Source organism: Agrobacterium sp. Azo12 (assembly GCF_029193765.2).
Lineage (GTDB): Bacteria > Pseudomonadota > Alphaproteobacteria > Rhizobiales > Rhizobiaceae > Agrobacterium.
This window is the reverse complement of sequence record NZ_JARFYO020000001.1, coordinates 1,064,934-1,088,049: the sequence shown is the minus strand read 5'-3', so window position 1 is coordinate 1,088,049 and position 23,116 is coordinate 1,064,934. Positions and strand designations below refer to the sequence as shown.

The following is a 23,116-nucleotide window of genomic DNA, read 5'->3' as shown; positions in this document are numbered from 1 at the left end:
TCTGGGAATGCAAAGTTTTTTAACCTCGTTTTTTAAGCGGTCCAGAATGAGCAGGCGCTATGTTCACATCATCAGAGGACGAAAAGTCCCGGGAGATGCCCAAAAGGCTCTCAGGTAAAACAAGGGTTGCATGAATATGACAAATACGGTTTTGAAGCCCGAATGGGCCGCAGCGACACTCAGACTCGATCCAGCGCGGTTTCCGCAACAGGTCACTTATGGAGTCCGCGACGGATGTTCCGACGTTGTCATTACACTTGATGAACGCGGTGCCGTACTCAAGAAAACACTCAATTCAAGCGGCCTGCCGCTTTCCTTTGCCCTGCCAGCACGCGCTTTCAAGGGTGTTGCAGCCCGCGCCATCGACCATGGTGATGGTCAGGTTACCGTAACGCTGGAACTGCACCACGAGGACCCCGCCCTGTGCATTCCACTGCTGGTAGCCCATGATCTCTGTGACATTGCTGCCGACTGGCGCAACTGGTCTGAAACCTATCGCATTCCGATGCTGATGGTTGAAGCAGATGGCGTTGCCCGTCCGTTGGAAGACCATATTGGCGGCCCACGCCCGCAGGACCTTCGTCCGCGCCGTCGCCATTCCTACTTCGCAAATCGTCGTCCACGTTTCCTTGTTCGCCGATCCACCGGCAAGCTTGGCGTCGCGATGAAGATCGAAGGCAAAGAAATTATCGCACGCAACTGACTTTAAACGTGATCTCCAGATCAAAAAGAACCCGGCACGGAAGTCATTCCTGCCGGGTTTTCTTTATTGAAGCAGATTGACGGCAAGCGGCAATAACAGACCGGCAAATACCAGCGCGCCAACCCGCGTGTTGGACTTGAACAGCGCAAGGCACTGGTCGCCATCATTGATATCCAGCACGATGATCTGGCGAATGAACATACCTGCTGCGGCAGCAACACCAGCATAGGCCAGCAAGCCGACACCGGCAGATGCAAAAGACATCACCATCAATACAAGCGCCAGACAGTAAAGACCGATAAGCCACGTGCGTGTGTTGTCACCAAACAGGCGGGCGGTTGAGCGCACGCCAACCAATTCGTCGTCTTCCTTGTCCTGATGGGCGTAGATCGTGTCATAGCCAATCGTCCAGGCAATTGACGCTCCGTAAAGCAGGAATGCTGCCGGTGCCAGAGTGCCGAACTGCCCCGACCACCCCATCAGCGCACCCCAGCAGAAGGCAAGACCGAGGAAGAACTGCGGCCAGTCGGTAAATCTTTTGGCGAAGGGATAAATGACGACAAAGATTAGCGAAAAAATGCCAAGCGCCCAAGAGAAGGTATTAAACTGCAACAGCACCACGAGACCGGCCAGCGACTGCAGCACAATAAAAATCTTCGCTTGCTTGCGGGTAACTCGGCCTGATGGCAATGGGCGGGAGCGTGTACGGGCAACGGCCAGGTCGATTTGGTGATCGACCAGATCATTATAGGTACAGCCTGCACCACGCATGGCGACCGAACCGATAAAAAACAGCGCAAGATGGAAGGCCAGCAGGCCCCATGAAAATGTTCCGGCGTCCATGGCGACATTTGCCGCCAGGGCGGCCGACCAGAAACACGGCCACATCAGAAGCTGCCAACCAATCGGGCGATCCCAGCGGGCGAGCTGCGCATACGGCCAGACCCAGCGTGGCAGCAGCCGGTAAACCCAATTGTCGGATGGCGCGTCTGAAACGCGGCCAGTCATATCGCTATTATGAACCATACCGGGGTTTCCAAGCCTTTCCTGCTACCATGAGACAGGAAAGGCTCTAAACCCGCGCTTTTTGCAAAGCAAGGATGATTAGGGAACGCTGAACCCGAATTTGTAGCTGGCGCCGATACCGACAACAAACTGGTTCTTCGAACCACGTTCACTGACCAGCGTGCTTTTGCCAGCGTCGCCCATCAGGCGCTTGTATTCGGCAAAGGATGTCAGCTCGATATTGTCGGTTGCCTTCCAGGTGATGGCAACACCAACACCGGCAGAATGCAGACCGCCATCGGGATTGTAGGCCGAAGGACCACCGGACGCCGCAGCCGCAGAACTTACACCGTAATATTTGTCGTTATATTTGTTGCTGACCCATGTCGCGCGTGGACCGGCCGAGATCTGCAGACCGGGCGTGATGTCGGTGAAAACGTCCGCTGACAGATCGGCAACGACACCGCTATGGCTGCGTATGCCCTGGCGCACTTCACCGCGAACACGCACCCAGTCTGTTGGGTAGACTTCAGCAAAGCCACCGAGTTCACCGCCGAGCTTGATTTTCTGCATGCCACGAAGGTCAGAAGAATCACCCTCATCACGCGGCATGATCAGCTTCGCAGCGACACCGGCGCGAAACGTTCCCTGATCGAGAAGACCAAACGACGCACTATCATTGCGCGACGAAAACTTTGCGGATGGGCCAACTTTGCCCAGCGAAATGATTGGCGCAGCGCCAAACTCATTCTTGTTGTCGCCCTGATACTTCGGCGCGGAAAAACCGACCGCACCAACTTTCAGGTACCAGTCACCGGAGAACCAGCTTTCGGCCTGTGCAGTGCCCGCAAGACAAAGGGGAATAAGGCAGGCGGAAAAAGCCAGCTTTGAAAAAGACATGTATGAACTCCGGATACGCAAAACAGAAAGGAGAAACAGATACTCTCATTTCAAATTAAGCATATTCCCTTGCCAATCTGTTAACTACGCAGGGTAGCTGCCGGCGTGTCAAATCCTATCCGAGATTGTGTGTCAGAACTCGACCTTCTCCATCGGCAGGCGGGTCTTCTCAAACTCTGCCAGTCGCTGTTCTGCCAACTGAATGTAATTGCGGTTGTCGGGAACAACATCACCGCGTTTTGCCAGTTGCAGCTGGAAGATATGAAAATTCTCGTGAGTGAAGGCCATTTCTGAGCCGGCCAGATAGAACTCCCACATCCGGAAAAAGCGCTCGTCATAAAGCGCCACGGCTTCGTCCTTTCGAGCGACGAAACGTTGCCGCCAGTGCCTCAGCGTATGGGCATAATGCATCGGCAGTATTTCGATATCGCGCACCAACAAGCCGGCTTTTTCCACCGCAGGCAATACTTCCGCCAGTGACGGAATATAACCGCCGGGGAAAATATACTTCTCGATGAACGGGTTGGTGGCCAGTGCCGGATAGGGTTGACCGATGGAATGCAGCACCATCACGCCGTAGTCATCCAGCACTTCTGCCGCCTTGTTGAAATACTCCCGATAATGAGTTGGCCCAACATGTTCGAACATGCCAACCGACACGATACGGTCGTATTTTTTGGACGGCAGATATTTATAGTCCTGGAGTTCAAACCGCACCTTTTCCGACAGGTTGCGTTTTGACGCACGACCCCGCGATACCCTTAGCTGTTCTTCGCTTAAGGTGATGCCAGTTACATCAACACCGGAACTTTCGCTCAGATACATCGCCATGCCGCCCCAACCGGAGCCTATTTCCAGGACGCTCTGGTCCTCGGCCAGCAACAGTTTTGCGGCAATATGTCGTTTTTTGGCAGCCTGTGCCTCATCCAGCGTTATTCCGGGCGGATTGAAATAGGCGCAGGAATATTGCCAGTCCTCGTCCAGAAACAGATCGAACAGCTTGGCGCTCAAATCATAGTGGTGTGAAACGTTGCTTTTGTTGTGATTGACTGGCAGGTGCATCTTTATGCGCGAGGCGATAATGCGCGCGAAACCGCGCCAAATCATGCCGAAGGTCAGCGCCTCGCTCAGTGTATTCGCCTTGATCAACGCCAGAAAATCATAAATGTCGCCCTCGTCGACATTCATACGGCGTTCCATATAGATTTCGGCGAGTTTCAATGTCGGGTCTCTGGCAATCTCGTCCGACGCTTCATCATCGGTAAAACTGATCGCGACCCGTTTTCCTGTACCGTCGCCGTAAATGTGAAGTCCATTTGGACCGGTAACGACGAGGTCGCCGGTTCTGACTATTTTCTCAAGCAATGCATGCAGAGACGAGGCCATTTCACCTCCCGAATAAGCTAAGTCTCACTTATCAAGTTTTGTAACCGTATTCCTTTCGGCCAAAGTTTCAAGACAGGCAGTTTTCAAAAAAATTGATGCATTTCAGACGCAAAACGCCGCCCCGTAAGTCACACGGGGCGGCGTTGTTTGTTCTTCAATCTATCGCAGATAAGGTTAGCGGCGTTTCATCGCCTCTGCGAGTGCGGCAGCCAAAGCACCACCGGATTGGCCCGTATCATTGCCACGACCCTGCGGTTTGGCACTGGCGTGCTTCATGGCGCTGGCATTGCCCTTTTCCCGCATCGACTGAGGTGCCGCTTCGCCACCATCCTTGCGCATGGTCAGGCCGATGCGCTTGCGCTTAACGTCAACCTCAACCACTTTTACCTTAACCACGTCGCCGGCTTTGACGACTTCATGCGGATCCTTGATGAAACGGTCTGCGAGTTGCGACACGTGAACAAGACCGTCCTGGTGCACACCGATATCCACGAAGGCGCCGAAGGCCGCCACGTTGGTAACCGTGCCTTCCAGCAACATGCCCGGCTTCAGGTCGGTAATTTCATCGACGCCCTCTGCAAAGGTTGCTGTCTTGAAACTTGGGCGCGGGTCGCGACCGGGTTTTTCAAGTTCTGCAATAATGTCCTTGACCGTCGGCAGACCAAATTGCTCATCAATGAACTTTTTCGGATCAAGCGATTTCAGGGTGGCACTGTCGCCCATAAGAGTGCGCAGATCACGGCCGCAAGCGGCAACAATCTTCTTGGCAACGCCATAGGCTTCCGGGTGCACCGAGGATGCATCCAGCGGCTCCTTGCCGTTTGGAATACGCAGGAAGCCTGCGCACTGCTCAAAGGTGCGCTGGCCAAGGCGCGGCACTTTCAGCAAGTCCTTGCGGCTGGCAAATGGACCGGTCTGGTCACGATGCAGAACAATAGCGTCGGCAATCGATGCGCCGAGGCCGGAAACACGTGCCAGAAGTGGTGCCGAGGCGGTGTTGAGATCAACACCAACCGCATTCACCGCATCTTCCACGACCGCGTCCAGCGAACGCGACAGCTTGCCCTGATCAACATCGTGCTGATACTGGCCAACGCCAATTGATTTGGGTTCGATCTTGACGAGTTCGGCCAACGGATCCTGCAAGCGGCGAGCAATCGACACCGCGCCACGGATTGAAACATCGAGATTGGGGAATTCGGCAGCGGCGCGCTCAGAGGCCGAATAGACCGAAGCGCCAGCTTCCGACACGATAACCTTGGTGGGTTTCGGACCGGTCAGCTGGGTCAGCATGTCAGCCACCAGTTTTTCGGTCTCGCGACTGCCGGTGCCGTTGCCAATCGCAATCAGCTCCACGCCATGTTTGCGAATAAGACTTGCCAGTTCGGCCTGTGTACCACGAATGTCGTTTCTGGGCGGGAATGGGTAAACGGTCGAGGTATCGAGCAGTTTGCCGGTGCCATCGACAATCGCCACCTTGACGCCGGTACGGATGCCCGGATCAAGACCCATGGTGGCGCGCGAACCGGCAGGTGCCGCCAGCAGAAGGTCTTTCAGATTTCTGGCGAACACGTGGATCGCTTCTTCTTCCGCCCGTTCGCGAACTTCTCGCATCAGGTCGAGCGACAGCGACATGGAAAGTTTGACGCGCCATGTCCAGCCGGCAACCTCCATCAACCAGGCATCGCCTGCTCCGCCGGAACGGATATCAAATGCACTGGCAATGGTTCTCTGGCACGGTTTGACCGGCGATGGATCATCTGCATCAACGTCGATTGTCAGTGTCAGAATTTCTTCGTTCCAGCCGCGCAACATCGCCAGCGCACGGTGACCCGGCACTGTGGCCCAGCGCTCAGAATGGGCGAAATAGTCGGAGAATTTTTCGCCCGCTGCTTCCTTGCCTTCGACAACCTTGGCACGGAACGTTGCGTTGTGGCGCATGTAGTCACGCAGGCGGCCAAGCAGTTCGGCATTTTCGGTCATGGTTTCGGCAACAATGTCACGCGCACCTTCAAGGGCGGCCTTTACATCGGCGACTTCACCCTGAACATAAGTCTCAGCGAGCTTGGCAGGATCGGCACTGCGATTGTCCCAGATGGCTTCTGCCAGCGGTCCAAGGCCACGCTCACGGGCGATTTCCGCACGGGTACGGCGCTTTGGTTTGTAAGGCAGGTAAAGGTCTTCCAGTTCGGCCTTGGTGACTGCCGATACGATCTTGACCATCAAATCGTCGGTCATTTTTCCCTGACCGGTGATGGATTCGACGATCGAGGCACGACGCGCATTCAGTTCACGCAGGTACGACAACCGCTCGGCCAGTGTGCGAAGCTGGGTGTCATCCAGACCACCCGTCACTTCCTTACGGTAACGTGCGATGAACGGAACCGTCGCGCCTTCATCGAGCAGCTGTATGGCAGCCTTGACCTGATCGGGTCGGGCATTGATCTCAGATGCGATGACTGGCGCAAGGCGGGCATTATCTGCGGACATGTGCTTCTCTGGTCTGTTTAAAATCTGGCCGAACATAGAGGCTGATTGTGGCATGACAACACGAAGTGTGAACAAACCCACAGAAAAGCCGATAAAGCATCGTGAACAGCTGGTGTTAAAGGCCCCAGAAGGCGGATATGCGGGAACAAACAGGCCGGAAGGACAGCTTTCTCCTTGACCTTTCTCCCCCCTGCCCTTAACGCCGCAGAAACGAGATTACAGGGGTGAGACCATGAAAGTTCTGTTGATCGGTTCTGGCGGACGCGAACATGCCTTGGCGTGGAAAATCGCGCAGTCCCCCCTGTTGGACACACTCTATGCGGCACCCGGCAATCCAGGCATCGCGGAACATGCGACGCTGGTGTCTCTCAACGTTGAAGACCACGCTGCGGTCATCGCGTTTGCCAAGGAAAAGGCGATAGACTTTGTCATCGTTGGTCCTGAGGCTCCGCTTGTTGCAGGTTTGGCGGATGATCTTCGCGATGCAGGTATTGCCACTTTCGGCCCGTCGAAGGCAGCAGCCCAGCTCGAAGGATCCAAGGGTTTTACCAAGGACCTCTGCGCCCGTTACGATATTCCAACCGGCGCGTACCAGCGTTTCAAGGAAGCAGAACCGGCCAAGGCCTATGTGCGCGAACAGGGCGCACCTATCGTCATCAAGGCCGATGGACTTGCCGCCGGCAAGGGCGTGACAGTTGCGATGACCGAAGCTGAGGCGCTTTCCGCCATTGACGATTGTTTTGATGGCGCCTTCGGTGCTGCTGGTGCAGAAGTGGTTGTCGAGGCATTTCTGGATGGTGAAGAAGCAAGTTTCTTCTGCCTTTCGGATGGCAAAACGGCGCTGGCGCTGGCAACCGCACAGGACCACAAGCGCGTTGGCGATGGTGACACCGGCCCGAACACCGGCGGCATGGGTGCCTATTCCCCTGCTCCGGTCATGACAGCTGACATGGTTGACCGCACCATGAAGGAAATCATCGAGCCGACCATTCACGGCATGGCCAAGGACGGCCATCCGTTCAGCGGTGTGTTTTTCGCCGGGCTGATGATCACCAAAAAAGGCCCCGAACTGATCGAATATAATGTGCGTTTCGGCGATCCCGAATGCCAGGTCCTGATGATGCGCCTGAAGAGCGATCTGCTACCTATTCTCTACGCCACGGCCACCGGCACGCTGGACAAGGTGACAGCAGAGTGGATCGACGACACCGCACTAACAGTCGTTCTGGCATCAAAGGGTTATCCGGCAGCCTATGAAAAGAACACACCCATCGTCGCCATTCCCCAGGCTGACGAAGGCGCAAAGGTGTTTCATGCCGGCACAGCGCTTAAGGACGGCCAGTTGGTGGCCACCGGCGGTCGCGTGCTGAACGTCACGGCAACCGGCAAAACGGCGAGCGAAGCGCAGCGTCGTGCCTATGACCTGCTTTCCAAGGTTGAATGGGACAATGGCTTCTGCCGCAAGGATATTGGCTGGTTGGCAATTGCCCGCGAACAGGGCTGATAAGCTGTCGCCCTGACAGGTTATTCGTTCAACATTTACCAATTTTACTGACCGGACGGAAAGGAAGTCCGGTTACTATACTTCTTCGAATGAAGGAGTATTGGCCCATGCGTTATTTTGTTTCGGTTGCATTGTTTGCACTGACAAGCCACACCGCTATGGCTTCCTCGATCGAGGTCATTGACCATGACCGCACAGACAACAAGAGCATTATCAACCTGCGTTGCGGGTCTTGCCCTCCCCTGAAGGAGAAGGTGACGGCTAGCCAGTATGTGGCGCCATCGCTGCAATCCGGCGTTCAGAAAACCGAAATCCGTGATGTGAACGGCACCAAGGAAATGTTCCGCACCGAAGCATGGCTGGGCGGTTCGCCCGTTGTCTACGTGAGCACAGCCAAGACCTGGATGCCAGCGGAAGATAGCGGCACAACGCTGGCTGCCACGAAGGACGGCCCCGAACACGCACCTGATGGCATTGATTTCGAGGCGACAACGACCTCAATCAGTAAACCACAGCCACCTGTTGCGGCTTCTACCGTGACAAAACCCGATTTCAGCAATTTTCCGCTGCGCTTGAACTAACAGACACGATCAGCGATCGGCCCTTGAGGCCTGTTTCACCCGCGTGGCAACAACAGGCGGGTGTTTTTATGCGCATGTCTTTCTGCCAGCTGGGCTTTGAGCTGCGATCAGCCGATGCAGATTTACGCAACCAGTAGCGGATTGTGAACCAGCGCACTGCCAGCCACCGCGTTAACTATTTGTCTTTTGTCAGATTTCTTTCGCATCCCCGAAGCGGGGTTTGGCGCAACATATATTTAAAACTCAACTGCGGGGAGTTTTATTATTAGCGACAAGCCGCCATGTATTAATATGTAGTATTTATGACAGACGCAGAAAAATGCTCGCTTTGGTTTTATTTTTATTTGCCATCAACTTAATCATACTGAATAACGACATCATAATACTCGTCTCTTGAAGAGATCTCCCCCACACCAACTGCTCAATTAAATATTTATTCAACAATATGTATTTTTTTAATGCATGGTTGTGCGATGCAGCATGATGACCAGTGCAGAATGCGCTCCCCCTTTTTTTAGATCTTGCCCCACCGCTTCATGAGAAGCGGTGCCGCAAAAGCGCGATGAGTAGATATGAAAAATCTTCCGATTTCCCGACAGTTGCTATTGTTGGTCATCACCCTGATGATCGCATTTGCCGGTGCAACATATTATCAGATCAGCTCTTCCGCGAATGCGATCTATGAAGAGCGGTACAACATGTTGCGCACGCAGGTTCAGTCTGCAGTCTCTATTCTCAAAGAGTACCACGCCAAGGAACAAGCAGGCACTTTGACGACCGAGGAAGCCAAGAAGCAGGCTTTTGAAGTCGTTTCCGCTATCCGATACACGCCGGATGGTTATCTGTTCGGTTATGACTACGACGTGAAGATGGTGTTCCACCCAGAAGCAAAACGCGTTGGCCAGAACTACAAGGGCCAGCCGGACAGCAAGGGTTACCAGTATCGCGACGAGTTGGTAAAGCTTGGCCGCGCCGGTGGTGGCCAAACCGACTTTTACGGTCCAAAACCTGGCCTAGAAGGCTCCTTCCTGAAAAGCTCCTATGCACTGGCTTTTGAACCCTGGCAGCTTGTCGTGGTAACCGGCGTTTATGTCGACGATCTTCAAGCACAGGTTCGCGCTGAAATCTTCAAGGCATTGTCGCTTGGCATCGCCGTTCTGGTGCTTGGTATCGGTGCAGCACTTTATGTCATTCGTGGCATCTCCCAGCCGTTGGCCGATATTCACAAGGCACTGGGTGAAGTTGCTAACGAAAATGTCGCCATCGACATTCCGCACACCACCATGACCAATGAAGTGGGCATGATGGCCAAGGCTACTGCATCTCTGCAGCAGAAGGTTCGTGAACGCCACGCCATGGTCGAGCGTCAGGAACAGCAACAGCGCGAACTGAACACAGAACGCCAGAACAACCTTGATATGCAGCGCAGCGAAGCTGAATTGCAGGCGCATGTCGTCACCATCATCGGCCAGTCGCTTGAAAAGCTGGCAAAGGGCGATCTGACCGTTCGTTGTGGTGATCTTGGCCCGCGTTATGCGGATCTGCGCAGCAACTTCAACGAAGCCCTGACGCATCTTGATGCTGCCATGGCCAAGGTGAACGCCAAGAGCATCGACATTGGCGGCTCGAAGGAAGAAATCCGCAAGGCATCGAATGAACTGTCCCAGCGTACCGAGCTTCAGGCTGCAAACCTTGAAGAAACCTCCGCTGCCCTCGACCAGCTGACTGTGGCCGTTCGCCAGACCGCAGAAGGTGCACATGAAGCCGCCAAACGCGTTACCGCAATTAGCGGTGAAGCAAGCCGTAGCGACCTCGTTGTCGAGCAGGCCATTGGCGCGATGAGCGGCATTGAGCAGTCCTCGGATGAAATCTCCAAGATCATCGGCGTGATTGACGACATCGCCTTCCAGACCAACCTTCTGGCGCTGAATGCCGGTGTTGAGGCGGCACGCGCTGGTGAAGCAGGCAAGGGCTTTGCCGTCGTGGCACAGGAAGTTCGTGAGCTGGCTCAGAAATCTGCGGCTGCGGCCAAGGAGATCAAAGACCAGATCGCCCGCTCGTCCGGTCAGGTTGAAAACGGTGTTCGTCTTGTTGGCGAGGCTGGCGATGCATTGAAGCGTATTTCCGACCAGATCAAATCGGCCAATGAGATTGTCACCAAGATTGCCCATTCGGCGTCCGAGCAGGATACGACACTGAGGTCCATTTCGTCCTCGCTGAACCAGCTTGACGCAGCCACACAGCACAATGCCGCCATGGCGGAAGAAACCACGGCGTCGGCTGAAGCCCTTGCCGTGGATACGGAAGAGCTGCTGACGCTGATCCGCACCTTCCGGGTGTCCGCCTCGTCCAACGCTTCCGGCAGCCTCTATGGCATGGGAGAGCAGATGCGCCGGGCAAGCTAAGGTCGCGATAGACAATCAGATAAGACAAAACGCCGGAGATCACTCTCCGGCGTTTTTATTTGGGCCATGTCCCTCGGCCATATCTCAGCCGCGACGGGCGGCCTCAATTTTTGCCACGTCGATCTTTTTCATGGTCATCATGGCATCAAAGGCACGTTTTGCTTCAGCTCCACCAGCGGCCATCGCCTGCATCAGAACACGTGGGGTTATCTGCCAGGAGATACCCCATTTGTCCTTGCACCAGCCGCACTCACTTTCCTGCCCGCCATTACCGATAATGGCGTTCCAGTAACGGTCGGTTTCTTCCTGATCGTCTGTGGCGATCTGGAATGAAAAAGCCTCATTATGTTTGAAGACCGGTCCTCCATTCAGACCAACGCACTGCACGCCAGCGACGGTAAACTCGACCATCAACACATCGCCTTCGTGGCCTGATGGGTAATCACTCGGCGCGCGATAGACCTTGCCCACCACGCTATCCGGGAAAAGTTCGGCATAAAAACGCGCGGCTTGTTCCGCCTCGCTTTCATACCAGAGACAGATCGTATTCTTAGCCATGCTCGTTTCCTCCCGATTGACCACCTCCTCAGGCATAGAATGCGTAGCAAAGCCTAACGTTCCTCGAGACATCGGAGATGTCGCGTGTGGCAGCGCCGGATCATTTTTTACTCGGGCAGTTGCACGAGTTGTTCAATCTGGTCGTGGGAGAAAATTGAGATGCCCGCTTTTGCAAGAAGAGCGGCGGTTATGCCGTTGCCGGCATGTTTCAGGCCGGAAAACGAGCCATCGTAAATGGCAATCGAACCACAGGAAGGGCTGCCATCGATCAGCAAGGCATAGTCGCAGCCGTTATCCTGCGCGAAAACCAGCGCCTTTTGCGCACCGCGAATGAATTCGGCCGTCACATCACCACCGGTGATTTCCAGCACGCGGGCACGGCCCTCAAGCACATCGAGACCGGAGGCACCATTTTCTATTTCAGCAGGAGGACGGGGAACGGGCATTCCACCTGCCATTTCCGGACAGATGGACACAAGACGCCCTTCGTTTTTCCAGCGTTCTATCGCCGGATGGGAAAGCAGCTTTCCCTTGCCGTCATACCTTACGGCATGGCCCAGAAGGCAGGCGCTGATGAGGATTTTCCCGCCCACCAGACGCCCCTTTATCAGCCAGTGATTTTCGAGAAGTCGGCAACAGTGCCGGTTGCTTCACGAATAGCCTTCAGCAATGCCAGACGGTTGGCGCGGATCGCCGCATCTTCATCGTTGACGAGAACGTCTTCGAAGAATTTGTCGACCGGCGCACGCAGCGTCGACAGCGCCTGCATGGCAGAACGGAAGTCCTCGCCTGCAACAGCCTTGGCGGCATCAGCAGCGGCCGTCTTGATTGCAGCGTAAAGCGCCTTTTCAGCATCAAGCTTCAACAGTTCGTCTGCCACGCCATCGGCAACCACGGTGCCCTTCTTTTCTTCCGCAGCCAGAAGCTGGGTGGCGCGCTTTGTGCCAGCCAGAAGGTTGATACCGTCCTGATCGGTGATGAATGCCGTCAGCGCTTCAACGCGGCGCGCAACCATCAAGAGATCGTCCGATTCCGGTGTCAGAACCGCGTCAATCAGATCGTAACGGGCACCGAGATCACGCAGATACACCTTCAGGCGGTCATGGAAGAACGACAGCAGGTCCGGGTCCTTGATGACGGAAAGCAGCGGCAGGCGAACATTGCGTTCCATGATGATGCGCACAACACCAAGTGCCGCACGGCGCAGTGCAAACGGGTCTTTTGAACCGGTTGGCTTTTCATCGATGGCCCAGAACCCTGAAAGGGTGTCCAGCTTGTCAGCCAGCGCGACAGTCAGCGAAACCTTGTCACGTGGCACGAGGTCGGTCGGGCCCTGCGGCTTCCAATGTTCTTCAATGGCAGCGGCAACGCTTTCGTTTTCCCCCTGCAACAGCGCATATTTGCGGCCCATCAGGCCTTGCAACTCTGGAAACTCGCCAACAGCTTCGGTGCGCAGGTCGGCCTTGGCCAGAACCACAGCGCGATCCACCAGCGCAGCATCGGCACCAACGATTGGTGCCAGCTGTTTTGCCAGTTGGCGAATGCGGGTTACGCGCTCACCCTGCGTGCCAAGTTTGGCATGGAAGGTTACGTTGAGCGCGTCCAGCTTGGCCATGCGCTGATCAAGCGGCTTATTAAGGTCGAGGTTGAACTTTTCGGCAGATGCCTTCAGCGTCTCGAGGTCCGGCAGGTTACCCTGGTCGCGGGTCCAGAAGTGCTTGGCATCCGACAGGCGGGCACGCACAACCTTGCCGTTGCCATGCATGATTTCCTTGCCGCCATCGGTTGCCTGAATGTTGGACACCAGAATGAAGCGGTTGGACAGACCTTCTTCCGCACCCTGCGGGCGGGTCACGAAACACTTCTGGTTGGTCTTGATGGTCAGACGGATGATTTCTGCCGGGATCTGCAGATAATCTTCCTCAAACGTTCCCATCAGCACTTGTGGCCACTCTACAAGACCGGACACTTCTTCGAGAAGACCTTCGTCCTCGACCAGTTCGAGACCATTGGCGAATGCGATGTCCTTGGCGTCATGCAGGATGATATCCTTACGACGCTCAGCATCGAGAATGACCTTGGCCTTTTCGAGGTTGGAAACATAGTCTTCAAAACGGCGGACAGTGATCGCTTCAGGCGCATGGAAACGGTGACCATAGGTCACGTTGCCGGCAACGATGCCATCGATCTCAAACGGAATGACCTGCGTCTCGTCATGTTCTGGCCCAAAAAGGCAAACGATGGACTGCAACGGGCGCACCCAGCGCAGGCTTTCCGAACCTTTGCCTTCGATGCCGCCGTAGCTCGAACCTTTTGGCATGGAAGCCGGGCCGGAGCGCATGGACTTTGGCCAGGCAAAACCACGAATGATACCCGGCATAACGTCAGCAATGATGTCTTCCGCCGGACGGCCGGGCTTGTTGACCACGGCGATATAGAAGTCACCCTTCTTCGGATCGGAAACGACCTGCGCCTGCGAAATATCGCTCAGACCCGCGCCGCGCAAAAAGCCTTCGATCGCTTTTTCATTGGCGTCGGTGCGTGGACCCTTCTTTTCTTCCCGCACATCGGCGGAACGGGCGTTCAGGCCGCGAATGTCCAGCGTCAGGCGACGTGGTGTCCAGTATTCGCGCGCGCCATCATAGGTCAGGCCAGCTTCAACCAGTGCGTCGGTGACGAGCTTTTTGAGGTCACCCGCCGCCTTGCGCTGCATGCGGGCGGGGATTTCCTCGGAGCGGAGTTCAAGCAGAAGATCGGGCATGGGATGAAAACTTTATCTGTTTCAAAAGAGTGTCGCGGACTTAGCAAGCCCAGTGAAAAAAGTCACCACGGCAAACGGTTAAATTACCGACAAGGTAAGGTTTATCTAGCGGATAGAAGCAACCAGCACCATGATCCGGCAAAACTATAGCGAAAAAACCGGCCAATCACTTTTTCTCAGGTTCAGGAACAACGGCTTCAACCCTTTGCGCAAGAGCGGAGGAGAAGTCGGCTATCCAGTCACCAAAACATTTTTCGGGGCTACCGCCATACCATGATGGCGCATAGGATGAGGCAACACCTGCGCTGATCAACCAATTTCTGAATTGCTGGCACCAGTTTTTCTCAACACCCAAAGCAACGGCATAAGGCAACATATCCTCAAAATGCGATGCAGACATCAATGGTGCACGGGCCATCACCGCGCGCTCCTTTTCTGACAATTGCAGATAAAGGCTGAAACCTTCAAAGCGCTCCAGTACCGTACGGCCAAGTGGTGTCCGCCCGCCGATCAGGAACAGAGAAGCCACATTTGTGAGAAAAATGCCGCCAATAGCCAAAATTATGGGAGGTAAACCAAGGTCAATAGTGTCCTGCCACACGTCGTGCGGGAAGCTAAGTGCGATATCCCTACACCGGTAGACAACAAACACCAGGATACCAGTTACAAAAATCTTGGCGGCACAACCCGCACGGACTTCAGCCATAAGTCTCCAAATGAATAGGGGAACAAGAATGAAGAAAAAGGGAACAACCACAGAAACGCCAAGGAGCATTTTAAACTGCTCAAAATTAAAGTCGGTCAAAAATACAAAAACACCCAATGACACGATGCTGAGAATGAATCCGAACAGAAAATATGAGGAGTGATCCTCATGATATTGTCCCAAATCTTCGCCTCCCAGCGTCTGGCGAAAATCTTTGACCAACGTGTCAACCGCCCAGCCATTGAACCTGTCGATGGTGAACTCTGACCCTGGATTTGCAATGTGGGAAAGAATGGCCTGTTGGCTGGCCGGCAACTGTTTGTCTTCTGACTTATTGGTGCGGCGGAAAACAATCTCGGTTCCCAGATCCGTCAGCACAACAAAACCTTTCACCGCGAGTTCGAATATACTGGCAGAAAAGGCCGTGTAGCCTTCCGACGAAAAAGTGTGGTGCGCAAGAAAGTTTGCGCGGACGGGCGACATGTCCTCTGGAACAGACCAATGTGGTCTGATCAAACCTTTCGGCAGGCCAGGGCCAACCTTGAGCCTGACACCGAGATAATAGAGCGCGACAACTGCTATGCAGATGAGTGCCAAAACATATGGTGACGTATCAGCCATTCACAGCCGCCCTTTTGCACTCTTGCGCCGTGCGGAATTACCAGCCGCCGCCACCACCGCCACCACCGCCACCGCCTGACGAACCACCGCCACCGGAAAAACTGGACGAAGAACTGCTGACCGGTTGCGGAATCGTGGACGCAATGGTTGAGGCCATCGACGAGGAAAACCCTCCGATCCGATCACCGAAGCCGCCACTATAATTGCCGCCATACCACCCCGGTGCATAGGCCGCCGCAGCGGCACCGGCCGCGGCCGTTGCCAGCCATGTTTCAAACGCCCTGCTCCACGGCTTTTCCACACCAAGAGCGACAGCATAGGGCAGCAGCTTCTCGAAATGCGATGGCGACATTTGCGGTGCGCCCGCCATGTTCATGCGGTCTTTTTCAGCCAGTGTGAGATAGATGCGCAATCCCTCGATACCGTCCATCATCTTGCGACCCAATGGCGTTGGAGCGCCCATCAAGAAGATAAACAGGCCATTCAGCAAGGCGATGCCACCCAGAGCGAGAATGATCGGAAACTGCGCGCTGTGACTGAGATCAAACCACATCGCCGACAGGATGCTGGCGAACATGCTGATAGCGGTAAACGCAAAAATCGCACCCACCACAATGCCACCAATCTTTTTCGGAAGGCTGGCGCTGCCGCGAAAGTTCTTGCCAATGATGGTTGCGGCAATGCTGAAAAACACCGCAAAAAATATCCCGATGATAGCCGCCGCAATAACGTTTTCATCGAGATCGCCGAGGATGAGAACCGCCGCGACAAAGGCAATGCTCAGGAACACGCCAAACAGCGTATATCCCGCATTGGAATGGTAATATTTGCCGCGATGTTCCTTCTCGATCGCCTGCCGGAATTCACGCCCCATGGCTTCGACCTTTGAGCCGTTGGTTTTGTTGATAGGAAATTCCGAGCCGGCCTTGCCGACTTTTTGTAGCAAAATCTTTTGACCGCTTGGCAGGTCCGCATCGGCCGGTTTGTCGGTGCGTCGAATAACGATCGAACTTTTCAAATCGTCGAGAATAACAAAACCCTTTACCGCAAGATCGATGGCGCTGGCGGAAAGCGCTGTCCAGCCTGCACCTGAAAAGCCATTATTATCGATGTAGTTGACCAGTGCGGGCGAAATGCCCTCCGGCGCATCCCAGCGCGGCACGACCACGCCCTTGGAAGGATCGCGACCCACTGCAAACCAGGCCCGCAGGTAATATAGGGCAACGACAACCAGTCCAACAATCGACAGCAGATAACCGGCATTGTCACGAAAATACCACTGGCCTTCCTGCCCTGATGACGGCGCGGCAATGGCACCTTTGGGCAGTTTGACGGCGATGGTCATGCCTTCGCCCTCGTTGAAGGCGCGCGTGCTGGAGAAGAAAACTTCGTTCCCCTCGGTCATGACCTGAGCATCCGTGCCCGTCTCTCCTGCCGCACCGGTAAAGACCGCCGTTTCGCTGGCTTTCACCGTCGGCGGAAGAACAACTGTTGCGGAAATCTCCTCGATCCGAAACTGCCAGCCATTGCCAGTCACATTCCAGTAGAGCTCGTCATAACCATCGAAATAACGGATCTGCCGGTCTGTCGTGTAGGTGATCTGGTAGGTGTGCTCCCCCGCCTGCAACAAACGGTCGGCACTGCCGGTGTAAATGCGTATACCGCCAGAGATATTCTCCGTGTGCCAATCTTCCGGCGCACCGTCACGCTCGACGGAGACGACACCAAAATCAACCTTGGTGCGCCGTCCTTCAGCGTTCTGCGCATAGAGTGGGAAGTCACGGAAGATACCGCGCTTGATGTCGATGCCTTCGGAATTGACCTTGATGGTTTCCGTGACGGTGAGTTCACCGGCAGCGGAAACATCAATAACCGAATGGTAGGACTGGATATATTCTTCCGCCATTGCTGGCGAAACGGCCAAAAACAGCAGCAGGCCCAATAGTCTCGCAACAAGGATTTTCATCCGGACCTCCTGCAGTTTCAGCAACTTCAAGCTTCTGTGTATTCAACCCCGAGTGAAGCCAACGCCTTCCAGTAACCGGGATAGGTCTTGCCGACACACAACGGGTTCTGGATGGCGATGCCACCGGTTTTCAAGCCAGCCAGCGCAAAGCTCATGGCAATGCGGTGGTCGTGGAATGTGTCGATGGATGCCGTCACACTCTGTCCCGCCAATGCAGGATCAGAATGCACGATCAGATCGTCACCTTCCTCATGCGCCAGACCTTCACGAATATTGTTCAGCCCTAGTGACAGGGCACGCACACGATCGCATTCCTTGACACGCAGGTTGGCGATGCCGACGAAACGCACCGGCGTTTTGTTATAGGCCGCGAGAACCGCAATGGTCGGAATGGCATCCTGCATCTGGCTGCCGTCGATAACAGCTGGCAGATTGGGGAACTGCGCAATCACGTCGTAAGCGCGAGCATCTGGCTGTGAGAACTTGTCGGCCGGTGTGCCGATATCGATCTTGCCACCGGTCAGCACTTCTGCACCCCAGAGATAGGTTGCGGCAGATGCATCCGGCTCGATATGGAAGTCGGTTGCGATATAACGGGTTGGCTCAACACGCCAGACAGCGGCACTAACGCGTGTAACCTTTGCCCCAAAAGCTTCCATGGCTGTGACGGTGAGATCGATGTAACCCTTGGCACCGATTTCCTCGCCGGCCAAAATGATGTCAATCGGTTTACCCGCGCAGGCTGCTGCCATCAGTAGCGCCGACACATATTGGCTGGACAGGTTGGCGTCGATTGTCACCTTGTCGTTGAGGAAGCCTTTTTTGCCGCACACGGTGACCGGCGGGCAGCCGGTTGGGGCATCGGCTTCAACGCCCAGCGAACGCAGAGCATCGACCAGCGGCGTGATCGGACGCTTGCGCATATGTTCGTCGCCATCAACGATGACGGCACCGTCAACCAGCGCGCCAGCGGCCGTCAGGAAGCGGGTGGCCGTGCCTGCATTGCCGAGGAACAGCGGGTTTTCCGGTTGGCTGAGATAGCCATTGCCCTCAACGACAAAGGTCGTTTCGTCAGGCTCGTTAATGGTCACGCCCATGGCGCGCAGCGCGTCTGCCATATAGAGCGTGTCATCGCTTTTGAGAGCGCCGGTCAGCCGGCTGACGCCCTTGGCCAGCCCCGCCAGAAGCAGCACGCGGTTGGTTATCGATTTGGAGCCGGGAGGCTGCACCTTGCCGGTAAGAGGTCTGCCGGGGGGAGTAATCGTCAGTTCTGTCATTTGTATCTCATGGTTTCCCGTATCATCGGGATAACGCCGGGTTGTTGGCGTTTCAGAATTTCACGGAAGGAACGGCGCGGTCTGCTTCGTTGGTGATTTCGAAATAGCTGGCTTTGGTAAAGCCGAAATTGCGCGCTACCAGATTGGACGGAAAGCTTTCCACCTTGACGTTCAGGTCGCGTGCTGCACCGTTATAATACCGGCGTGACATCTGGATTTCGCCCTCAAGCGTTTCAAGTGATGCCTGCAAATCGAGAAAGCCCTGATTGGCTTTCAGGTCGGGATAGGCCTCTGCCAGAGCAAACAGTTTGCCCAGCGCCTGCCCCAGCATGCCTTCTGCCTGCGCACGGCCGGCAACGTCACCAGCAGGTACGGCCTGCGCCTTGTTTCGCAGGGTTATAACTTCTTCGAGGGTGCTTTTTTCATGGGCGGCATAGCCCTTCACCGTCTCGATCAGATTGGGAATAAGGTCTGCACGGCGCTTGAGCTGAACGTCGATACCCGACCATGCCTCCTCCACCATCTGACGGGATTTGACCAGCCCGTTATAGACGATGACGGCATAGACAAGAACGGCAGCAATAATGGCAAGCGCAGTAAACATTCAGGATACCCCTCTCCTACGTGACCACTGAGAGCATGAAGTCCGCTGCCACCCGAGTGGTACGGCAACTTCATGCTCCAGGTCATTTGCTGCCGGACAATATTCTCTCCTCAAAATATTGTCACTGCTTCTATGCATGCAAACGGTTCGCCCGATCAGGCGGCCTTATTCCAGTTTGCGCCGCCGGCATCCGTCAGCAGGAATGCTTCACCACAGGCCTTGGCCAGCGTGCGAACCCGCAGGATATAGCTCTGGCGCTCGGTGACCGAGATAACGCCGCGCGCATCCAGCAAGTTGAAGACATGGCTTGCCTTGATGCACTGGTCATAGGCCGGGAACACGCACTTGTGCAGCATGTGGTTATCATGTTCGCCCGGTGCACCAGCGGCGAGAAGTGCCATGCACTCCTGCTCGGCATCGATAAAGTGGCGATGCAGCATCTCGGTGTTGGCGAATTCAAAGTTGTGGCGGGAATATTCCTGCTCTGCCTGAAGGAAGACATCACCGTAGGAAATCTTCTCGTCGCCTTCGCGGCCATTGAAGTTCAAGTCATAAACATTGTCCACGCCCTGCACATACATGGCCAAACGCTCAAGACCGTAGGTCAATTCCCCGGCGACAGGCGAGCACTCGATTCCGCAAACCTGTTGGAAATAGGTGAACTGCGACACTTCCATGCCGTCACACCAGCACTCCCAGCCAAGGCCCCAAGCACCGAGTGTCGGGCTTTCCCAATCGTCTTCCACAAAACGGACATCGTGCAGCAACGGGTCGAGCCCAATGGCGCGCAGCGAGCCGAGATACAGCTCCTGCAGGTTGGACGGGTTCGGCTTCAGAATGACCTGATACTGGTAATAGTGCTGCAGGCGGTTGGGGTTTTCGCCATAACGGCCATCGGACGGGCGGCGCGACGGCTGGACATAGGCAGCCTTCCAAGGTTTTGGACCGAGGGCGCGCAGTGTTGTTGCCGGGTGGAACGTACCAGCGCCCACTTCCATATCATAAGGCTGCAAAACGGCGCAGCCCTTGTCAGCCCAGTAGTTATGGAGCGTCAGAATGAGCGCCTGAAAAGAACGCTTCGGGTTCATATGATCTGGAACGTCGGTCATGGGATAGGCCAGCACTTGCTTATTTCGGATGCGGACAGGTGCCACGACCGGCGCGACGGGTCAAGGTTTTATGCGCGCCGGACAGAGACTGAACAGCTGATGGAGCCGGTTGCGCACAGGCACAGCCAGCTCTATCTATTCAACATGTAGTAACCATGCGTCGATTGTCTGAAGATCAGGCCTCATCGTCCTTTTTGAGACGATATTCACCGGTTTCCGGGTCCTTGACCAACGTGCCGGTTGCGCCGGTTTCCTTTTCCTTGCGTTCCTGACGCGAGCGTGCAGCCAGCTTTTCCGCGTCGGAGATAAACCGCCGATACAAAAGAAGAGCCCCGCCAATCAGGACCACCAGAAATATAATTTGCGCCATGCTGCGTTCCCCTTGGCACGATTGGCCAAAAGCAGCGGATGAAATTGGCGTTTCCCGCTACCCTGTCTTTTTGTTTGATGTCGGGCTTTTGAAACAGCCTCACGTTTCGACGCGAGGCGGATTACAGACCGAAACGTCCCCACAATGCCTTTTCTTCAGCCACCTCTGCAAGTCCTGCAACAGAGGCTGCGGCAATGTGTTCCGCGTTCAGCGAGACGCCCGGGACGCGTTTGCCAAAAAGGCTTCGTGCGCCGGTTATCAGCTCCAACTTTACTTTCTTGCCGTAACGGCGACGCAGCACGTCCCGCATGTCGCCAAGCCCATCAATCAGGCCAAGGTCGAGACCACGCATACCAGTCCAGAACAGGCCGGAGAAAATATAGGGATCGTCAGCCAGCTTATCGCCACGACGCATACGCACCATGTCCATGAAAACCTTGTGAATTTCGATCTGCAGGGTTTTCAGATATTCGACATCGCTTTCCTTTTCAGGCTGGAAAGGATCAAGGATCGCCTTGTTTTCACCGGCGGTGTAAACGCGCCGTTCCACACCGATCTTCTTCAGCAGTTCCGGGAAACCGAACCCGCCGGAAACAACGCCGATGGAACCCACGATCGATGTCGGGTCGGCAATGATCTCGTCACCGGCAAGGGCGATCATGTAACCACCGGATGCGGCCACGTCTTCCACAAAAATCAGAACCTTCTTGTCGTTTTCTTCCGCCAGCATGCGAATGCGCTGATAAATCATGCGCGACTGAACCGGCGATCCACCCGGCGAGTTCAAAGAAATCGCGACAACTGGCGCATCCTTGCTGGCAAAGGCTTTTTCAAGCAATGGCGCATAGGTGGCAAGGTTAAGGGCGGGACGGAACTGGCTGCCGCCTGCCATGATAGCCCCATGCATTCTCACAACCGGGATAACAGTCTCCCGTTTGCGAAAACGTTTGGGCAAAAGCCGCCTCAATAAACCTGCCATACACTTGCCTCACTAGTAACATTTGCGGACGCCGCTCTGCGAAAACCGCACCGGTTTTCAGCAAGCATGATGCATCCTGCTCTCGTTTGGTGATGTATGCATCGAAGCGTCAAACGCAATGGCAATGGTTAAAAAAAGCGCAGTTTTTACGCGCCTTTCAGAGGCTTGCGCGCATAGGCCGCACGGCCGTTACTGAGATCATCCACGAAACAGGAGAAGGCGTGGCCTTCTTCTGCATGCATGACCAGCGCCGCACGGAAGGACAAGCGGGCCCTTGACCCCTTGATGGCGGTCACCAGCACCCGCACGGCATTTTGGCCCGGACGCGGATGAACGAGCGTTATTTCCAATCCGCCAAAACGCTTGCCGCAGGCGCTTATCAGCTCACCAACCGATTCCGGTCTGGCAATAAGGGAAAGCTGACCTCCGGGCATCAGCACAGCGGCAGCCGTTCGCAGCCAGTCCTCAAACAATGTTTCCGTCATGGCATGGGCCTGCGCCTTCAGTCCATCCGGAGTGCGCCTGTCCGAGGCATCATTGAAGGGCGGGTTCATGATCACATGATCAAAATAGTTGTCCTGCAATCCGGCTGCTGCGCGCGCTTTGGCCCGCAAGGTAACATCGGCCGCATGTACGCAAACACGGTCCGCAAAATAGGCGTTTTCGGGAAGTTTCAGGCTGCGCTCAGCAAAGGCAACCATTTCGTCCGAGCGTTCAAATAAGGAAACCTCTGCTTTTGGCAACCGCGAAGCCACGGCCATGCCAGCGGCACCCGCACCGGCACCAAGATCCGCCACTCTGCACGGTCGGTCATCCGCGACCAGCGAGGCAAGCAACATAGCATCCATGCCGGAACGGTGGCCACGCCCCTTGGGCTGCACCACCAGAAACCGTCCGCGATGAAAAGCATCGATTGTGTCCGCATCGACCTCAGACATCGCTTGCCTCAGGCCTTTTCGTCACGCAATTCAGCACCCAGTCCCGCCTCACGCAGGATGGTACGCGCCTCTTCTGCACGCCCTTCCTCGACAAGAAAACGCCGAGGCAGAAGCCCTAGTGACCCTTCCAATATGCTCATGGATTGGTCTGCTATCATGCAATGAATCCCCGCTTCACTCAAAAGTGTTTCCACGAAGGACAGAAGAACCGCATCGTTTGTGCGGATTATTTCCAGCATATCAACGATAATCC

Annotated in this window: 20 protein-coding genes; 4 read left to right on the top strand and 16 right to left on the bottom strand. The window is 55.3% G+C overall.

What is annotated here, in order from left to right; genetic code table 11:
* The first annotated feature begins 136 nt into the window (after window positions 1-136).
* Window positions 137-703, top strand: coding sequence for a DUF6101 family protein (locus PYL13_RS04930; RefSeq protein WP_192487849.1), 567 nt, complete (start codon window positions 137-139; stop codon window positions 701-703).
* A gap of 63 nt (window positions 704-766) precedes the next feature.
* Here the strand turns inward: PYL13_RS04930 and ubiA are convergent, their stop codons facing one another.
* The 4 genes from ubiA to PYL13_RS04910 all read right to left on the bottom strand — a co-directional run bounded on the left by ubiA (window position 767) and on the right by PYL13_RS04910 (window position 6,484).
* Window positions 767-1,729 carry a 4-hydroxybenzoate octaprenyltransferase gene (gene ubiA, locus PYL13_RS04925; protein WP_275640629.1) on the bottom strand — a complete coding sequence of 321 codons (963 nt, stop codon included), beginning with the start codon at window positions 1,727-1,729 and terminating at the stop codon, window positions 767-769.
* 78 nt (window positions 1,730-1,807) lie between these two features.
* Window positions 1,808-2,608 carry a MipA/OmpV family protein gene (locus PYL13_RS04920; protein ID WP_275640628.1) on the bottom strand — a complete coding sequence of 267 codons (801 nt, stop codon included), beginning with the start codon at window positions 2,606-2,608 and terminating at the stop codon, window positions 1,808-1,810.
* 132 nt (window positions 2,609-2,740) lie between these two features.
* Window positions 2,741-3,994 carry an SAM-dependent methyltransferase gene (locus tag PYL13_RS04915; protein WP_259145757.1) on the bottom strand — a complete coding sequence of 418 codons (1,254 nt, stop codon included), beginning with the start codon at window positions 3,992-3,994 and terminating at the stop codon, window positions 2,741-2,743.
* A gap of 174 nt (window positions 3,995-4,168) precedes the next feature.
* On the bottom strand, window positions 4,169-6,484 hold the full coding sequence (locus PYL13_RS04910) for a Tex family protein (protein WP_275640627.1): 2,316 nt from the start codon (window positions 6,482-6,484) through the stop codon (window positions 4,169-4,171).
* Window positions 6,485-6,716: 232 nt separating this feature from the next.
* Between PYL13_RS04910 and purD the strand changes: the two genes are divergently transcribed.
* The 3 genes from purD to PYL13_RS04895 all read left to right on the top strand — a co-directional run bounded on the left by purD (window position 6,717) and on the right by PYL13_RS04895 (window position 10,974).
* Window positions 6,717-7,988: a phosphoribosylamine--glycine ligase gene (purD, locus tag PYL13_RS04905; protein WP_275640626.1), complete on the top strand. Its 1,272-nt coding sequence runs from the start codon at window positions 6,717-6,719 to the stop codon at window positions 7,986-7,988.
* Between the two features lie 107 nt (window positions 7,989-8,095).
* Window positions 8,096-8,569: a plant virulence effector HPE1-like domain-containing protein gene (locus tag PYL13_RS04900; protein WP_275640625.1), complete on the top strand. Its 474-nt coding sequence runs from the start codon at window positions 8,096-8,098 to the stop codon at window positions 8,567-8,569.
* Window positions 8,570-9,141: 572 nt separating this feature from the next.
* Window positions 9,142-10,974 (top strand): methyl-accepting chemotaxis protein, encoded by a 1,833-nt coding sequence (locus PYL13_RS04895; RefSeq protein WP_250983206.1) that lies wholly within the window; start codon window positions 9,142-9,144, stop codon window positions 10,972-10,974.
* Window positions 10,975-11,058: 84 nt separating this feature from the next.
* On the opposite strand, the gene PYL13_RS04890 is transcribed toward PYL13_RS04895, so the two are convergent.
* From PYL13_RS04890 to PYL13_RS04835, 12 genes are all read right to left on the bottom strand, one after another.
* Window positions 11,059-11,532: a VOC family protein gene (locus tag PYL13_RS04890; protein ID WP_275640624.1), complete on the bottom strand. Its 474-nt coding sequence runs from the start codon at window positions 11,530-11,532 to the stop codon at window positions 11,059-11,061.
* A gap of 107 nt (window positions 11,533-11,639) precedes the next feature.
* Window positions 11,640-12,125, bottom strand: coding sequence for a DUF523 domain-containing protein (locus tag PYL13_RS04885; protein WP_275640623.1), 486 nt, complete (start codon window positions 12,123-12,125; stop codon window positions 11,640-11,642).
* Between the two features lie 14 nt (window positions 12,126-12,139).
* Window positions 12,140-14,293: a glycine--tRNA ligase subunit beta gene (gene glyS, locus PYL13_RS04880; protein ID WP_275640622.1), complete on the bottom strand. Its 2,154-nt coding sequence runs from the start codon at window positions 14,291-14,293 to the stop codon at window positions 12,140-12,142.
* A gap of 166 nt (window positions 14,294-14,459) precedes the next feature.
* Complete coding sequence (locus PYL13_RS04875; RefSeq protein ID WP_275640621.1) at window positions 14,460-15,620, bottom strand: DUF2207 family protein; 1,161 nt, start codon at window positions 15,618-15,620, stop codon at window positions 14,460-14,462.
* Window positions 15,621-15,657: 37 nt separating this feature from the next.
* Window positions 15,658-17,586, bottom strand: a complete 1,929-nt coding sequence (locus PYL13_RS04870) for a DUF2207 domain-containing protein (protein ID WP_275640620.1) — start codon at window positions 17,584-17,586, stop codon at window positions 15,658-15,660.
* 26 nt (window positions 17,587-17,612) lie between these two features.
* Window positions 17,613-18,863 (bottom strand): 3-phosphoshikimate 1-carboxyvinyltransferase, encoded by a 1,251-nt coding sequence (locus PYL13_RS04865; protein ID WP_275640619.1) that lies wholly within the window; start codon window positions 18,861-18,863, stop codon window positions 17,613-17,615.
* A 52-nt stretch (window positions 18,864-18,915) separates the two neighbouring features.
* Entirely contained in the window at window positions 18,916-19,467 is a 552-nt protein-coding gene (locus PYL13_RS04860; RefSeq protein WP_250983674.1) for a LemA family protein, read from the bottom strand.
* A gap of 155 nt (window positions 19,468-19,622) precedes the next feature.
* Window positions 19,623-20,555, bottom strand: coding sequence for a glycine--tRNA ligase subunit alpha (locus PYL13_RS04855; protein WP_192487848.1), 933 nt, complete (start codon window positions 20,553-20,555; stop codon window positions 19,623-19,625).
* Between the two features lie 196 nt (window positions 20,556-20,751).
* Window positions 20,752-20,946: a hypothetical protein gene (locus PYL13_RS04850; RefSeq protein WP_250983673.1), complete on the bottom strand. Its 195-nt coding sequence runs from the start codon at window positions 20,944-20,946 to the stop codon at window positions 20,752-20,754.
* Between the two features lie 121 nt (window positions 20,947-21,067).
* Complete coding sequence (locus tag PYL13_RS04845) at window positions 21,068-21,925, bottom strand: S49 family peptidase (protein WP_250983672.1); 858 nt, start codon at window positions 21,923-21,925, stop codon at window positions 21,068-21,070.
* A 146-nt stretch (window positions 21,926-22,071) separates the two neighbouring features.
* Window positions 22,072-22,863 carry a tRNA1(Val) (adenine(37)-N6)-methyltransferase gene (locus PYL13_RS04840; protein WP_275640618.1) on the bottom strand — a complete coding sequence of 264 codons (792 nt, stop codon included), beginning with the start codon at window positions 22,861-22,863 and terminating at the stop codon, window positions 22,072-22,074.
* Between the two features lie 8 nt (window positions 22,864-22,871).
* On the bottom strand, window positions 22,872-23,102 hold the full coding sequence (locus PYL13_RS04835; RefSeq protein WP_192487125.1) for a putative signal transducing protein: 231 nt from the start codon (window positions 23,100-23,102) through the stop codon (window positions 22,872-22,874).
* Between the last annotated feature and the right edge of the window lie 14 nt (window positions 23,103-23,116).

Bases quoted from the DNA above. Each gene is read 5' to 3' on its own strand.
- PYL13_RS04930 (WP_192487849.1), top strand. From the start codon at position 137: ATGACAAATACGGTTTTGAAGCCCGAATGGGCCGCAGCGACACTCAGA.
- ubiA (WP_275640629.1), bottom strand. From the start codon at position 1,729: ATGGTTCATAATAGCGATATGACTGGCCGCGTTTCAGACGCGCCATCC.
- PYL13_RS04920 (WP_275640628.1), bottom strand. From the start codon at position 2,608: ATGTCTTTTTCAAAGCTGGCTTTTTCCGCCTGCCTTATTCCCCTTTGT.
- PYL13_RS04915 (WP_259145757.1), bottom strand. From the start codon at position 3,994: ATGGCCTCGTCTCTGCATGCATTGCTTGAGAAAATAGTCAGAACCGGC.
- PYL13_RS04910 (WP_275640627.1), bottom strand. From the start codon at position 6,484: ATGTCCGCAGATAATGCCCGCCTTGCGCCAGTCATCGCATCTGAGATC.
- purD (WP_275640626.1), top strand. From the start codon at position 6,717: ATGAAAGTTCTGTTGATCGGTTCTGGCGGACGCGAACATGCCTTGGCG.
- PYL13_RS04900 (WP_275640625.1), top strand. From the start codon at position 8,096: ATGCGTTATTTTGTTTCGGTTGCATTGTTTGCACTGACAAGCCACACC.
- PYL13_RS04895 (WP_250983206.1), top strand. From the start codon at position 9,142: ATGAAAAATCTTCCGATTTCCCGACAGTTGCTATTGTTGGTCATCACC.
- PYL13_RS04890 (WP_275640624.1), bottom strand. From the start codon at position 11,532: ATGGCTAAGAATACGATCTGTCTCTGGTATGAAAGCGAGGCGGAACAA.
- glyS (WP_275640622.1), bottom strand. From the start codon at position 14,293: ATGCCCGATCTTCTGCTTGAACTCCGCTCCGAGGAAATCCCCGCCCGC.
- PYL13_RS04875 (WP_275640621.1), bottom strand. From the start codon at position 15,620: ATGGCTGATACGTCACCATATGTTTTGGCACTCATCTGCATAGCAGTT.
- PYL13_RS04870 (WP_275640620.1), bottom strand. From the start codon at position 17,586: ATGAAAATCCTTGTTGCGAGACTATTGGGCCTGCTGCTGTTTTTGGCC.
- PYL13_RS04865 (WP_275640619.1), bottom strand. From the start codon at position 18,863: ATGACAGAACTGACGATTACTCCCCCCGGCAGACCTCTTACCGGCAAG.
- PYL13_RS04860 (WP_250983674.1), bottom strand. From the start codon at position 19,467: ATGTTTACTGCGCTTGCCATTATTGCTGCCGTTCTTGTCTATGCCGTC.
- PYL13_RS04855 (WP_192487848.1), bottom strand. From the start codon at position 20,555: ATGAACCCGAAGCGTTCTTTTCAGGCGCTCATTCTGACGCTCCATAAC.
- PYL13_RS04850 (WP_250983673.1), bottom strand. From the start codon at position 20,946: ATGGCGCAAATTATATTTCTGGTGGTCCTGATTGGCGGGGCTCTTCTT.
- PYL13_RS04845 (WP_250983672.1), bottom strand. From the start codon at position 21,925: ATGGCAGGTTTATTGAGGCGGCTTTTGCCCAAACGTTTTCGCAAACGG.
- PYL13_RS04840 (WP_275640618.1), bottom strand. From the start codon at position 22,863: ATGTCTGAGGTCGATGCGGACACAATCGATGCTTTTCATCGCGGACGG.
- PYL13_RS04835 (WP_192487125.1), bottom strand. From the start codon at position 23,102: ATGCTGGAAATAATCCGCACAAACGATGCGGTTCTTCTGTCCTTCGTG.